Consider the following 13,503-nt stretch of genomic DNA (forward strand, 5'->3'; position numbering starts at 1 on the left):
GCTGAGCGTCGCTATCACAGGTCGGAATTTCCATGCCCGTTGCCACCTCTTCAGCCGAGAGACCGCTTGCCGCCAGGGTGCTGGTGATCGGCCATCGCGGTGCCAGCGCGCTGCGCCCGGAGCACACGCTGGCTTCGTATGCGAAGGCGATCGCCGACGGCGCCGACTTCGTCGAGCCGGACCTGGCGACGATCCGGCGATCGGGCGCAAGGCGCTGGACGGGCACTGAACCGCGAAGAGGCGCCTTGCAGGCGCCTCTTCGTGCATGCCGGATCGGGCGAGGTCAGCTCTTCTTGATCGCGAAATCCTGCTGCGCCACCGGCTTGCCGTCGAGCGAGATCTCGACCTTGTACCTGCCTTCCGGCCACAGGTCGGGGTTCTGCACCTTGAACGTGGTGATGGCCGGGCCGTCGGTGGCGATCGACTGGCTGATGCTGCTGACCAGCTGGCCCTGGCCTTCCAGGTAGCTCCACTTCGCGTTGAGCGTGGCGCCGCCGCTGCTGCCCTCGGTGGCGACGCTGGCGTAGAGGATCTTGTCGCTGGTGGCGAAGCTGTTGCTGGCGCGGATTACCTGATGGTCGGCGTTCACCGCGCTGCCCAGGGTCAGCTTGGCCACGCTGAGCGGAGCGGGCGCGGTGACCGGCGCGATCGCCGGGGCGACGCTTGCTGCGCGGGCCGCAGCGGCCGAGGCGGCGCCGGCAGGCGGCCGCGTGGCGCTGCCGGCCGGTGCGGAGGCGGCGGCCGCCGGCGCGGTGCTGGCCGATGCCGGTGCCGGCGGCGCCGACTCGTGCTTGCCGCAGCCGCCGAGCCACAGCAGGCTGCCCAGCACGGCGCCGTACAGCGCGAGGGAATGCATGGATGGTGTCATGGGAACTCCGGTGTCGATGACGTGGCAGATGCCGTTCCATGGCCTGGACTCAGGCTGCCGAGGCTAGCGCCGTCGATCTGAAGCGGCGATTACCGGAGGGAACCGCCGGCGCCGGATTTCACGCGGTGCCGACACGCGCCTCGGTCGCTACTGGCGCACCGTGCGCAGATTGCCGGGCGTGGCCGGCGTGCTGCTGCGGAACGGGTTGATGTCCAGCCCGCCGCGGCGGGTGTAGCGCGCATGCACGCTGAGCTGCCGCGGCGCGCAGCGCTGCATCAGGTCGACGAAGATGCGTTCCACGCACTGCTCGTGGAATTCGTTGTGGGTGCGGAACGAGACCAGGTAGCGCAGCAGCCCGGCGTGGTCGATCGGCGCGCCGCGGTAGGCGATCTGCACGCTGCCCCAGTCGGGCTGGCCGGTGACCGGGCAGTTCGAGCGCAGCAGGTGCGAGAGCACGGTCTCCGCCACCGGCGCCGCGGCGGTGTCGGCCTGCAGGAAATCGGCCTGCGGTGGGCCGTAGTGGTCGATCGCGATGTCCTGCGTGTCGAGCAGATGGCCGTCCAGATCGACCACCGGCAGCGCGTCGGTGCGCGCCTCGCGCAACTGTACGCCGACCACCGCGCCGGCCGCCGCGGACAGGTCGCGCATCAGGGTGGCGGCCAGCGTGGCGGCATCGGCGAGGCGCTCCTGCGCGAAGCCGTTCAAGTACAGCTTGAACGACTTCGATTCGATGATGTGCGGCGACGCCGCCGGCACGCGGAACTCGGCCAGCGCCACCTGCGGTTTGCCGCGCGGGTCGAGCCACGACAATTCGTAGGCGTTCCAGATGTCCACGCCGTGGAACGGCAGCGACTCGGCGATGCCGAGCTCGGCGCGCTTGTCCGCGCGCGGGATCGGGAACAGCAGGCGCGGCTCGTAGCGGTCGGCGTAGACGGTGTCCTTGCCGAGCGGGGAATGTTCGGGGGTGCTCATCCTCCAAGTTTACCCCGCCGCCCCTGCTGGAGCCCGCATCGCGGGCGATGCCTTTGGAGCGGGGATTCGGGATTTGGGACCCGCAGAAGCAAGAGCATCACCCGCGAGCGGGCCCCGGCTCTGTCGGTTCGCTATTCCCCATTTCGGCCTTACGCATTGACCATCCGCATTCCCGCTTCGACATAGCGGCTGCCGCTGGCCGCATCCGGCGGGAACACGGCGTCGATCGCTTTCAACTCGGCGGCGCCGAGCCGCACGTCGAGCGCGCCCAGGTTCTCGTCCAGCCGGCTGCGCCGGCGCGTGCCGGGGATCGCCAGCACGTCGTCGCCCTGCGCCAGCACCCAGGCCAGCGCCAGCTGCGCGGGCGAACAGCCCTTGTCGGCGGCGAGCGTCTTCACCTGTTCGACCAGTTGCAGGTTGCGGGTGAAGTTGTCGCCGATGAAGCGCGGGCTGCCGCGGCGGTAGTCGTCGGCGTCGAAATCGTCCGGCGAGCGGATCGCACCGGTGAGGAAGCCGCGGCCCAGCGGCGAATAGGCGACCAGGCTGACGCCGAGCTTGCGGCAGGCGGCGAGCATGCCGTTCGTTTGCGGGTCGCGCGTCCACAGCGAGAACTCGCTTTGCAACGCGGCGATCGGGTGCACCTTGCACGCACGTTCCAGCGTGGCGCCGGAGGCCTCGCTCAGGCCCAGGTAGCGCACCTTGCCGGCGGCAACCAGTTCGGCCATCGCACCGACGGTTTCCTCGATCGGCACGCCCGGGTCGACGCGATGCTGGTAGTACAGGTCGATGGTATCGATGCCGAGCCGCTGCAGGCTGGCATCGCAGGCCGCGCGCACATACTCCGGGCGGCCGTCGACGCCGCGCGCCTGCGGGTTGTCCGGATCGCGCACGATGCCGAACTTGGTGGCGATGAAGGCCTGCTGGCGGCGGCCTCTGATCGCCCTGCCCAGCAGCACCTCGTTGGTGTGTGGGCCGTACATGTCGGCGGTGTCGAGCAGGTTGAGGCCGCGCTCCAGCGCGTGATGGATGGTGGCGATCGATTCGGCGTCGTCGTGCGCGCCGTAGAACGCGCTCATGCCCATGCAGCCAAGGCCGAGGGCGGAGACGCGGGGGCCGTGGCTGCCGAGGGTGCGGGTCTGCATGCGGGTCGCTCCGGTAGATGGGGTGGACGCATGGTGCGCCATGACGATCGCCGGATAAATGCTCAATAATGGCCATGACCATTCAAACTGGGACAACAATCGCAATGGACCGGCTCGAAGCCATGCGGCTGTACACGCGGATCGTCGAGCTGGGCAGTTTCACTGCCGCGGCGGACGACCTGAACCTGCCGCGCGCCACCGTCACCCACGCGATCAAGCGGCTGGAGGCGCGGCTGGGCGCGCAGCTGCTGCAGCGGACCACCCGCCGCGTGCGCGCCACCCGTGACGGCGAGACCTATTACGGCCATTGCCTGCGCCTGCTGGCCGACGTGGACGAGGTCGAGACGGATTTCCGCGAGGCGCGGGTGCAGCCGAAGGGCCGCCTGCGCATCGACCTGCCGGCGTCGCTGGCACGCCTGCTGGTGATCCCGGCGCTGCGCGATTTCTTCGCGCGCTTCCCGCAGATCCAGCTGGACATCGGCACCGGCGACCGCTTCGTCGACCTGGTACGCGAGGGCGTGGATTGCGTGTTGCGCGTCGGCGAGCTGGGCGATTCGGGCATGGTCGGGCGTCGCGTGGCGATGCTGGAGCAGGTGACCGTAGCCAGCGCCGCCTACGTGCGCCGGCATGGCCTGCCCGATGCGCTGGCCGCGCTGCGGGACGGCCACCTGGCAGTGAACTGGGTGTCGCCCACCACGCGCCGCGCGGAGCCCCTGGAATTCATGGTCGGCCGCAAGCTGCGCGAGATCGCGCTGCCGGGCTGCGTCAGCGTCAGCGGCGTGGATGCCTATCTCGGCTGTTGCGAGGCCGGCCTGGGCATCGCGCAGATGCCGCGTTACCGCATCGTCGATGCGCTGAAGAACGGCCGGCTGCGCGAGATCCTGCCGGCGCACCCGCCACCGTCGTTGCCGATGACCATCCTGTACCCGCAGCAGCGGCAGATGCCGGCGCGGCTGCGCGTGTTCGTCGACTGGCTGGTGGAGTTGACGACGGCGTAGGAGCGCGCCCTGTGCGTGATGCTCATCGTCACATGACCGGAAACCATCGCGCACAGGGTGCGCTTCCACGGCAGGTGGCGTGGTCTTACGAGGCGCGCGGCGGGCCGGGGCGCGGTGCGCTGGTGCCGAGCGTGTCGCTGGTCAGCGGGGCACCGGCGGTGAGCAGGGCGCCGCGCTGCTCGGCCAGCGGCAGGCGCAGCATGCAATCCTCGAAGCCGGCCAGTTTCTGGAACACCGGCAGCGCCTGCACTTGCGCCACCAGTGCGGTGGCCAGCGGCCAGCGTTCGGCGTCGATCGTGTAGCGCACGAACGAGGCGGTGCGGAAGAAACTGGCGATGCTGATATCGGCGATCGACAGCGCGCCGAACACGAAGCCGTCATCCGGCAGCTGCCGCTCCAGGTAGTCGAGCGCGGCGGGGATTTCCACCTCGCGGGCATGCTGCACCACCGCCTCATTGGGCGCTTCGCCGAAGACGTGGCGCTTGATCGCCAGCTGGTGGAACAGCCGCCAGATCAACCCGTCGGCCAGCCGCGTGTCGGCGTATTCCTCCAGCCAGCGCGCGCGGGCGCGGTCGGCGATGTCGCGCGGGTAGAGCGAGGGCGAGGGCTGCCGATCCTCCAGGTACTGGCAGATCACCGAGGAGTCGCTGAGCTCCAGTCCGCCGTCGATCAGCACCGGGATGCGGCGCAGCGGGCTGAGCCGGGTGAATTCGTCGTTGCCGACGAACGGCGCGATCGGGTCGACCTCGTATTCCAGCCCCTTCAGCTCCAGGCACACCAGCACCTTGCGCACGTAGGGCGAAATGTAATTGCCGATGACTCTGAGGCGCTGCGACATGACGCGGCTCCGGGAACACGCTTGGCGCAGCGTGCGACGGCCGACGCCTGCGCGTCAAGCGCAGGGGACAGTCGTCCATGCGCTGGCGCATGGGGCCGGATCGGGACCAATGGCATGGGTGCCATTGGTCATGCCCGCGCTAGCATCGGTCATTCGAGGGAGTCCGCGCCAGGGTCGGCAACCGCACAGATCCGCTTCCGCAAGGGGAACGCAGCATGAGTTCGAAAACCGGCAGTTCGCGCGTGCTCGGCGCGCTGGTCATGGGCGCCTTGTCGGCCGGTGTCGCGGCGCAGGCGCGCACGCTGAGCGCCGACGACTACGCGCGGGCGGAGCGCTTCATGAGCTACAACACCGTGCCGCTGGTCGACCACGCGGTGCCGAAGGTCGAATGGCTGGACGACGGTCACTTCTGGTACGTCGACCATGACGCCGCCGGCGATCATTTCGTGCGGATGGACGCGGCCAGTGGCAAGACCGCGCCGCTGTTCGACCAGGCGAAACTGGCCGTGGCGCTGGGCAAGGCCGGCGGCAAGCCGGTCGATGCGGAGAAATTGCCGGTGACCGGCTACGAGGCGAGGCCGGACGGGCGGGTCGATATCGCCGTGCGTGGCAAGCACTACGTGTGCGACCTCGCCGCCGTCGAGGCGAGCTGCGTCGACCGTGCCGCGCTGGCGAAGACCGGCAAGGAGCCGGGCGCGCTGTCGCCGGACAAGCAGAGCGAGGCGTTCATCCGCGACTGGAACCTGTGGCTGCGCGACGTCGCCAGCGGCAAGGAGACCCAGCTCACCACCGATGGGGTGGAGAATTTCGGCTACGCCACCGACAACGCCGGCTGGAAGCACACCGACAACGCGATCGTGGAGTGGTCGCCGGATTCGAAGCGGATCGCCACCTTCCAGCAGGACCAGCGCAAGACCGGCGAGATGTACCTGGTCAGCACCAACCTCGGCCATCCGAAGCTGGAGCAGTGGAAGTACCCGCTGGTCGGCGACAAGGACGTGACGATGATCGAGCGCGTCATCGTCGACGTGGCGGCGAAGAAGGTACTGCGCCTGCAGATGCCGCCGGACCAGCATCGCTCCACCCTGTGCGACGACGTCAGCTGCGGCCCCGACGGCGGCTGGGACGACGTGAAGTGGGCGGCCGACGGCAAGACCCTGGCCTTCGTCTCCACCTCGCGCGACCACAGGCACGAATGGTTCCGCATCGCCGACGCGAACACCGGCAAGGTGCGCACGGTGTTCGAGGAAGTGGTGCCGACGTACTACGAGAGCGGCAACGGCGCGGTCAACTGGCGCTACCTGCCGGAGACCAACGAGGCGATCTGGTTCAGCGAGCGCAACAACTGGGGCAACCTGTATCTGTACGACCTCACCAGCGGCAAGCTCAAGCGCGCGATCACCAAGGGCGAGGGCAACGTCACCGAGCTGCTGAAGGTCGATCCGAAGACGCGCACCGTGTGGTTCCGCGGCGTCGGCCGCACCACGGGCGTGAACCCGTACTACCAGCAGTTCTTCAAGGTCAGCCTGGACGGCGGCAAGCCGGTGCTGCTGACGCCGGAAGCGGCCGACCACACCGTCACGCTGTCGCCGGACGGCAGGGCCTTCGTCGATGCGTATTCCACCCCGACCACGCCGCCGGTCACCGTGCTGCGCAGCGCGGCTGATGGCCGCCAGCTGGCCCGCGTGGCCAGCACGGACATCGCGCGCCTGAAGGCCGCCGGCTGGGTGCCGCCGATCCCGTTCACGGTGAAGGGGCGCGACGGCAAGACCGACCTGTACGGCATGATGTTCAAGCCGACCCACTTCGATCCCTCGAAGAAATACCCGATCATCGACTACATCTACCCGGGCCCGCAGACCGGTTCGGTGCGCGGGCGCAGCTTCTCTGCCGCGCGCGCCGACCACCAGGCGATGGCCGAGCTGGGCTTCATCGTGGTGGCGATCGACGGCATGGGCACGCCGTGGCGCTCCAAGGCGTTCCACGACGCCTACTTCGAGCACGTCGAGGACAACACCCTGCCCGACCAGGTGGCCGGCCTGAAGGAACTCGGCAAGCGCTATCCGTGGATCGACCTCGACCGCGTCGGCATCTGGGGCCACTCCGGCGGCGGCAACGCCACCGCGGCCGCGATGTTCCACTACCCGGACTTCTTCAAGGTCGGCTGGGCCGAAAGCGGCAACCACGACAACCGCAACTACGAGGACGACTGGGCCGAGAAATGGCAGGGCCTGCTGGTCACCGACAAGGACGGCAAGACCAACTACGACGCGCAGGCCAACCAGAGCTTCGCGAAGAACCTGAAGGGCCGCCTGATGCTGGTGCACGGCACGATGGACGACAACGTGCCGCCCTACCAGACCCTGCTGGTAGCTGATGCGCTGATCAAGGCGAACAAGGATTTCGACCTGCTGCTGATTCCAAACGTCCACCACGGCTACGCCGAGGCGACTCCGTACGCCACTCGCCGGCGCTGGGACTACTTCGTGCAGTACCTGGCCGGCAACACGCCGCCGCACGAGTACCAGCTGAAGGCGTGGCCCTGGCGCTGAGTGGTTGTGAGTTATGTGAGATACCGCTGTCTGTGTTCCTCTTCGCTTGCGGGATGGAAGTAGAAGCAACACGTCCGGTTCCTCCCCCTGCGCAGCAGGGGGAGGGCAGGAGGGGGTGACGCTCTTGATCCTGGGCTTGATGAAGAGCGACCCCACCCCGGCCTCCCCTGCGAGCAGGGGAGGGAGCAAGGCGATGCGTTCGGTCTTGCTGGAGGTCAGAGGGTGAGGCTCCGAGGTTCCGGTCAGCGCAGGCTCGTCGGCTTGGCGACGCCCTTGGCGATCGCTTCGTCGAGCAGTTTGCGGATCTGCTGACTGGCTTGGCTGGTGGCCTGTTGCTGGCGCTTGCCCAGTGCTTCCTGTTGCGCGCCAAGCGCTTCCTGCTGCTTGCCCAGTTCGGCCTGCTGCCGGCCCAGTGCCGACTGTTGCTGACTGAGCTTTTCCTGCTGCTGATCGAGTTCCTGCTCGCTGGCTTCCAGCTTGGCGCGGTTCGCCTGCGTTTCCGCGGAGCGTTCATGCTGGCTGGATTGCGCGGCGAGCGTGGCTTGCCGGCTGGCCAGCATGGCGCGCTGGCCGGCGAGCTGCCCCTGCCTGGCGCCCAGCGCGCCCTGCTGCGCGCCCAAGGCTCCCTGCTTGCCGCCGAGCGCACCTTGCTGGCCGCCCAGTTCGCCTTGCTGCCTGGCCAGGGCGTCGACCGGCGCGTAGGCGGCCTTGGCGCGCTGCACGTAGGCCGGGTCGTCGATCAGCCAGGCCTTGTCGCCACGGCGAAACCACAGCGTGGACTTGCCGTCCCGCTGCAGGCGCTTCGCGGCGGCAAGGTCGACGTCGCTGCCGTTGACGATGGCCGCATCGCCGTCGAACAGCGCGAAGCCTTCGCTGGCGTCGGTATGGATGGCGACGTTGGCGTGGTGGACGCGCAGACCACTGATGTCGTGCGGCGGGGCGGGTGGCAGCGGCGGCGGTGGGGGTAGTGTGGCTGGAGGAGCCGGCGGAGGCGGGGTTGGCAAGGCTGGAGGAGCGGGCAGCGGCGGGGTTGGCAAGGCCGGAGGGGTAGATGGGGCTGGCGGCGGTGGCGGCAGCAGGCTTGCCTGCGCGGAAGCCGGCGTGGCGGGGGTGTTGTCCGCGCCGGCCGCCGTCACACGATAGGGCAGCACGCCGACGAGGGCGATCAGTGCGACGAGCAGCCAGCCGCGTGCGCGCGACGACGGCTGGTTCACGGTTTGTTGCAGCATGGTCAGTCGCCTCTTGAGATTGTGGAACGACGGGGAAGCGCCGGCGAGGCCGGCGTGCATCGGTTGCGCCACGCCCAGGCGCAGCAGCAGGCGGCCGTAGTCCTGTGGCGCGGCGTGGTCCTGCCGCAGGACCTGCGCATCGCAGGCCGATTCACGGTTGAGTGCGTATTCGCGCATGGCCCAGCGCACCAGCGGGTGGAAGCAGAACAGGCACTGCGCGAGCGCCGGTACCCACGCCAGCCACAGGTCGCCGCGGCGCAGGTGGGCCAGCTCGTGCGCGATCGCCATCGCCGCTTCGTCGGCGCTGAGCGCGTGGCCGGTCGGCAGCAGCACGGTGGGTCGCCACAGGCCGGTCACCTGCGGCGAGACGATCGCGTTCGAGACGCGCAGCCGTGGACAGCGGTGCAAGCCGAGTTGCCGCGCCTGCCGCGTACACAGCGCTTGCAGTGAGGCATCGCGCAAGGCCTGCGATTCGCGCAGCACGCGGCGTGCCTGCCGCCCTTGCCGCAGCGCGATCAGCGCCTGCAACAGCACGGCGGCCAGCCACCACAGGGCGATGCCGGTGCGCCAGGACGGCGCCGGTGTGGCCGGCGAAGCGATCGACGGCAGCGCGGCGTCGGCGGTCGCCGGCGTGGCGAAGAACGCCACGGGCGGCGTGACCGGCGCGGGGGCTTCCAGCGGTGCGGGCGACAGCAGCGGAAGCTCCAGCGGCGCGTGCCACAGCAGGCCGAGCAGCAGCTGGGCGCCGACCAGCCACCACAACATGCAGCGCATCGCCGCCGACAGGCGCGGCCACAGACGGCCGGCCAGGCAGACGGCGCCGATCAGCAGCGCGGCCTGGATGGACGTCCAGACCAGTCGCGTCAGCAGGGTGTCGGAAAAATGGTTGAGTGCGTCCATCTCACGACTCCTTGCGCCGCGATTGCAGCTGGGTCACCAGCGCCTCGAGCTCGGCCAGTTCGCTGTCGGAAACTTCGGCACGCTCCGACAGCCAGGCCACGAACGGCGACACCGAGCCGCTCAGCGTCTTCTCGACGAAGCTGCCCACGGCGCTGCGCATCACTTCGCCCGGGCCGGTGGCGGTGCTGTAGCGGAACATGCCCTTGAGCTGGCGGCGCTTGAGATAGCCCTTGCCGCGCAGGCGCTCCATCATGGTCAACACGGTGGAGCGGGCGAGCCCGCGCGGCTCGCCGAAGCTCGCGGCCACCTCACCGACCGAGGCGGTGCCGCATTCGTCGATGTGGTGCAGCAGCGCCAGTTCCTGGTCGCCGATGGTGGGCTTGCGCATGATCGTGACGCCTATTGACTACAGGTGTAGTCACGGTACTTCTTGCCTACACTTGTAGTCAATAGGCCGTCGGTCATTGGCCGGACCGCAGAGGCTCGTGGCGACACAAAGAAAACCGGCGCCATCGAGGCGCCGGTTTTCTTGTACTTGCTGTTGCGTGCGGATCGGTCAGAACGTGTAACGCAGCGTCAGCATCGCCGACCAACGCGACACCACGCGGCTGGGGTCGTAGAAGCCGCCGTCATAGACCTGCAGCTGCTGCGGCTGGTAGTTGCCGTTCTTGTCTTTCGGCAGCGTATACACGTACTGGCCCTGCGCGTTCACGCCGGCGTAGCTGGCGAGGTTGCGGGTCGGGTAGATGCCGGTGTTGCGCACCTGGCCCCAGTCCTTGTTGAGCAGGTTGAGGAAGTTGTACACGTCCAGGCGCAATTCGCCCTTGTTGCCCTTGAAGATGCCGGGCAGCTCCTGCGAGAAGCTCATGTCCAGCTCGTTCACCCAGGCGGTGCGGGCGCCGTTGCGGTTGGCAACCTGCCCGCGATGGGCGTTCAGGTACTTCTCGCTGGAGAGGAAGGCCTGGAACTGGTCGATCAGCTGCTGGCTGGTGCCGGCGGCGTAGGCGACCTTCGGGTCGTTGGCCGTTGGGATGTAGGCCGGATCCCAGCCGGAGACGCTGTCGCCGTTGGCGTCGTTGCTGAACACCCAGGTGTACGGCGTGCCGGTGCGACCGCTGTAGAACGCCGACACCTGCGTCTGGTAGTCGCCGAAAAACGCATGCTGCCAGGTCAGCGAGGCCTTCAGCGTCTTGGCCACGTTGTAATTGGAGGTGGCCTCGACGTTGGAGTTCGGGTTCAGCCGGGCGACGCGCTGGTAGCCGTTGTAGGCGATCGTGTCGGTGCCCGGGTCGACGTCGGTGGCGTGGTTGAAGGTCAGGCTGAGGTTGCCGAACCAGTTCGCCGAGAAGGGCTTGTTCAGTGCCAGGGTGAGGCTGTCCGACTTGCCCTTGTGGGTATTGGTGAGCAGGGTCGACTGCGTGCTGAAGGCGCGGTTCCGGTTGGCCAGCGCGTCTTTCGAGACCGGCGCCTCGCCCGGCGTCTTCCAGAACTGCTCGCGGCCGTCCGGCAGCACGCCGGTGGGTGCGCCGAAGTTCAGCGCCTGGTAGAGGATGCCGTCGCGTACCTGGATGTGCTGGTACTCGGCCGACGCGGTCAGCCCCCACCACGGCAACTCGCGGTCCAGCGCCAGGCTGGCCTTCCATACAGTCGGCAGGCGGAAGTCCCTGGCGATCGTATCGATCGAGCCGGCGCCACCGCCGGCCGGGATGTTCTGGTTGAACGGATCCGGACTGAACGCCGCCTGCGATGGATCGAACGTGTTGTAGGAGAGCAGGGTGATGCCGTTGTTCTGGTATGGGTTGGTCATCCACACCGTGGGCGGCGAGGTCTGGAACAGGCCGACGCCGCCGCGCAGCTGGGTCTTGTAGCTGCTGTCGAACAGGTAGTTGAACGACAGCCGCGGCTCGACCACGCGGTTGCGCGAGCCCACCGTGTAGTTGTTCGGGTAGCCGAAAGCCTGTTCGAACGCGGCGTTGTAGACCGGCGGCGCACTGGAATGCGGGATGTCCACGCGCACGCCGTATTGCACCGACAGCTGCTCGTTGACTTGCCAGGTGTCCTGCAGGAATGGGCTGTACTGGCTGTACGTCCACTTGCCGGCGATGTCGTTGAGCGTGTAGCCGGGCGCCGGGTGAAACAGGATGTACGAGTTGTAGTTGCCGGCGGCGAAGTTGTCGATGCCCCAGAAGTTGTACTGGCCGAATTCGGTCTGCCCGAACAGGTTGTTGATCTTGTTGCTCTGGTAATCGATGCCGCCCTTGATCGCGTGGTCGCCGGCGTAATAGGTGCCGGCCAGGAACACGCTGAACTTCTTGGTATCGATGTGGTTGTAGTGGCGGAAGCGCTCCTCGCCCAGGTTCACCGACGGGCCCTTGCCGGTCGGCGAGAGGTTCACGTTCACCGCTGGCTGCTGCCAGGGCGCAGCGGTGTCCTGGACGAACTTCTGGAAGCCGACCTTGGCTTCGGTGGAGAAGCTGTCGGACCAGTCGTCGAACAGATGGGCGACGTAGTTGTTGGTGGTGATCGTCTTGGTATAGGTGTAGCTGGTCAGGCCCACGCTGCTCGGGCTGTTGCCGCCCACCGCGGGCAGCAGTTCCTTGGTGCGCTGGAAGGTGAAGCTGGCGCGGTGATTGTTGGTGATGTTCCAGTCGATCTTGCCGAGGTAGCGCTTGTCGTCGTAGGTCAGCCCGGTCGGGCCACCGAACGTGCCCGGGGTCAGGCCCAACTGCTTGGCCGCATCGATGATCTTCTGCAGGTCGCCCGGGGAAACCTTGTTGCTGGTGGACGGCCCGTTGCCCAGCGAGTCGTCCAGGCCGTTCGCCGAGTCGGCGCCGATGCCGGTGGTTTTCTCGTGCTCGGCCGAGATGAAGAAGAACAGCTTGTCCTTGATGATCGGGCCGCCGACGTTGAAGCCGTAGGTGGTGTCCTTCTGGTAGCCCTTGTAGTGGTAGCCCGGATTGCCGCTGGGCAACCAGCCGGCGTCGCCGACCAGGTGGTTGGCGTTGCGATAGGCGTAGTACACCGCGCCATGGAACTGGTTGGTGCCGGACTTGGTCACCGCGTTGACGTCGGCGCCGACCACGTCGGAAGACGTGTCGTAGTTGGCGGTGGAGATGTTGTATTCGGCGATCGTCTCGGGCGAGATCGGCGACTTCTGGTAGGGCAGGCCGTTGGCGTTGAGGCCGAACGGATCGCCCTGGGTCACGCCGTCGACGGCGATGTTGTTGTAGCGGTTGTTCATGCCGGAGGCGGAGATCGCGCCGGTGCCCTGATCGGTCACGGTGACGCGCGGGTCCAGGCGCACCACGTCGTCGATCGAGCGGTTGCCCTGCGGGGTCGCCTGCAGCTGGCGCTGCGAGATGTTGGTCGACAGCCCCTTGTTGTCCGAGGAAAAGGTCTGCGCCAGGGTCGAGGCGCTCACGGTGACCGCGCCGAGGTTGCGCGCCTGCTGCTCGCCGGCGCCCATGCTCAGGTTGATCGACGAGGGCTGGCCCAGCTGCAGGAACACGTTGTTCTGCTCCACGGCGGCCATGCCGGTCTTGGTCGCGGAGATCTCGAAAGGACCGCCCACGCGCAGCCCTTGCGCCGCATAGCGGCCATCGACGTCGGTGGTCACTTCCTTGGTAGTGCCGGTCGGCTGGTGCACGATCGTCACCGTGGCGCCCGCCACGGGCTGGCCATGGGCGTCCAGCACGCGGCCGCTGACGCCGGATGTGGTGATGTTCTGGGCAGCGATCGGCGCCATGGCCAACAATGAGGCGATCGCGAACGGCAGCACTCTGACGTGGATGGGAGTAGTCATCGGTGATCCTTGAGTTTGGACGGCGGGGAGAATCGCCGTGCCCGGTCGCCATGCACCGGGCCTGGCGGCATCGGATCGTCGATGGTTTTCCCCGGTTCTGACGAGCGCAGCTGCAGGGCTTGCTGCCTGCCGGCTGCGGATCGGCGCGTCATTCTAATCCCGCCCTGTGACAAACCTGCACAGTCCGGGCGAGGGAAATGGC

Annotated in this window: 9 protein-coding genes and 1 pseudogene; 3 read left to right on the forward strand and 7 right to left on the reverse strand. The window is 67.9% G+C overall.

What is annotated here, in order from left to right:
• Positions 1-32: 32 nt before the first annotated feature.
• Positions 33-197: pseudogene (locus tag RHOOR92_RS19370) on the forward strand (glycerophosphodiester phosphodiesterase family protein); the annotation flags it as partial.
• 86 nt (positions 198-283) lie between these two features.
• Here the strand turns inward: RHOOR92_RS19370 and RHOOR92_RS0113010 are convergent.
• The 3 genes from RHOOR92_RS0113010 to RHOOR92_RS0113020 form a co-directional block, all read right to left on the reverse strand.
• Positions 284-868 carry a hypothetical protein gene (locus RHOOR92_RS0113010; RefSeq protein ID WP_027490441.1) on the reverse strand — a complete coding sequence of 195 codons (585 nt, stop codon included), beginning with the start codon at positions 866-868 and terminating at the stop codon, positions 284-286.
• A gap of 147 nt (positions 869-1,015) precedes the next feature.
• Positions 1,016-1,840, reverse strand: coding sequence for an NADPH-dependent 7-cyano-7-deazaguanine reductase QueF (queF, locus tag RHOOR92_RS0113015; RefSeq protein WP_027490442.1), 825 nt, complete (start codon positions 1,838-1,840; stop codon positions 1,016-1,018).
• Positions 1,841-1,989: 149 nt separating this feature from the next.
• Positions 1,990-2,982: an aldo/keto reductase gene (locus tag RHOOR92_RS0113020; protein ID WP_027490443.1), complete on the reverse strand. Its 993-nt coding sequence runs from the start codon at positions 2,980-2,982 to the stop codon at positions 1,990-1,992.
• A 104-nt stretch (positions 2,983-3,086) separates the two neighbouring features.
• Here RHOOR92_RS0113020 and RHOOR92_RS0113025 point away from each other — a divergent pair, with 104 nt between their 5' ends.
• Entirely contained in the window at positions 3,087-3,980 is an 894-nt protein-coding gene (locus RHOOR92_RS0113025; protein ID WP_027490444.1) for a LysR family transcriptional regulator, read from the forward strand.
• A gap of 85 nt (positions 3,981-4,065) precedes the next feature.
• Here RHOOR92_RS0113025 and RHOOR92_RS0113030 read toward each other — a convergent pair whose 3' ends face one another.
• Positions 4,066-4,818, reverse strand: coding sequence for a glutathione S-transferase family protein (locus tag RHOOR92_RS0113030; RefSeq protein ID WP_027490445.1), 753 nt, complete (start codon positions 4,816-4,818; stop codon positions 4,066-4,068).
• Between the two features lie 215 nt (positions 4,819-5,033).
• Here RHOOR92_RS0113030 and RHOOR92_RS0113035 point away from each other — a divergent pair, with 215 nt between their 5' ends.
• Entirely contained in the window at positions 5,034-7,370 is a 2,337-nt protein-coding gene (locus tag RHOOR92_RS0113035; RefSeq protein ID WP_027490446.1) for a S9 family peptidase, read from the forward strand.
• A gap of 242 nt (positions 7,371-7,612) precedes the next feature.
• Here RHOOR92_RS0113035 and RHOOR92_RS0113045 read toward each other — a convergent pair whose 3' ends face one another.
• From RHOOR92_RS0113045 to RHOOR92_RS0113055, 3 genes are all read right to left on the reverse strand, one after another.
• Entirely contained in the window at positions 7,613-9,499 is a 1,887-nt protein-coding gene (locus RHOOR92_RS0113045) for a M56 family metallopeptidase (RefSeq protein WP_027490447.1), read from the reverse strand.
• A 1-nt stretch (position 9,500) separates the two neighbouring features.
• Positions 9,501-9,887, reverse strand: coding sequence for a BlaI/MecI/CopY family transcriptional regulator (locus RHOOR92_RS0113050; RefSeq protein WP_015448942.1), 387 nt, complete (start codon positions 9,885-9,887; stop codon positions 9,501-9,503).
• A gap of 168 nt (positions 9,888-10,055) precedes the next feature.
• On the reverse strand, positions 10,056-13,301 hold the full coding sequence (locus RHOOR92_RS0113055; RefSeq protein WP_027490448.1) for a TonB-dependent receptor: 3,246 nt from the start codon (positions 13,299-13,301) through the stop codon (positions 10,056-10,058).
• Between the last annotated feature and the right edge of the window lie 202 nt (positions 13,302-13,503).

It is taken from the genome of Rhodanobacter sp. OR92, assembly GCF_000427545.1.
Taxonomy (GTDB): domain Bacteria; phylum Pseudomonadota; class Gammaproteobacteria; order Xanthomonadales; family Rhodanobacteraceae; genus Rhodanobacter; species Rhodanobacter denitrificans.

What these genes read in the sequence shown, in the direction of transcription:
- RHOOR92_RS0113010 (WP_027490441.1), bottom strand. Translation starts at nt 868, where the DNA reads ATGACACCATCCATGCATTCCCTCGCGCTGTACGGCGCCGTGCTGGGC.
- queF (WP_027490442.1), bottom strand. Translation starts at nt 1,840, where the DNA reads ATGAGCACCCCCGAACATTCCCCGCTCGGCAAGGACACCGTCTACGCC.
- RHOOR92_RS0113020 (WP_027490443.1), bottom strand. Translation starts at nt 2,982, where the DNA reads ATGCAGACCCGCACCCTCGGCAGCCACGGCCCCCGCGTCTCCGCCCTC.
- RHOOR92_RS0113025 (WP_027490444.1), top strand. Translation starts at nt 3,087, where the DNA reads ATGGACCGGCTCGAAGCCATGCGGCTGTACACGCGGATCGTCGAGCTG.
- RHOOR92_RS0113030 (WP_027490445.1), bottom strand. Translation starts at nt 4,818, where the DNA reads ATGTCGCAGCGCCTCAGAGTCATCGGCAATTACATTTCGCCCTACGTG.
- RHOOR92_RS0113035 (WP_027490446.1), top strand. Translation starts at nt 5,034, where the DNA reads ATGAGTTCGAAAACCGGCAGTTCGCGCGTGCTCGGCGCGCTGGTCATG.
- RHOOR92_RS0113045 (WP_027490447.1), bottom strand. Translation starts at nt 9,499, where the DNA reads ATGGACGCACTCAACCATTTTTCCGACACCCTGCTGACGCGACTGGTC.
- RHOOR92_RS0113050 (WP_015448942.1), bottom strand. Translation starts at nt 9,887, where the DNA reads ATGCGCAAGCCCACCATCGGCGACCAGGAACTGGCGCTGCTGCACCAC.
- RHOOR92_RS0113055 (WP_027490448.1), bottom strand. Translation starts at nt 13,301, where the DNA reads ATGACTACTCCCATCCACGTCAGAGTGCTGCCGTTCGCGATCGCCTCA.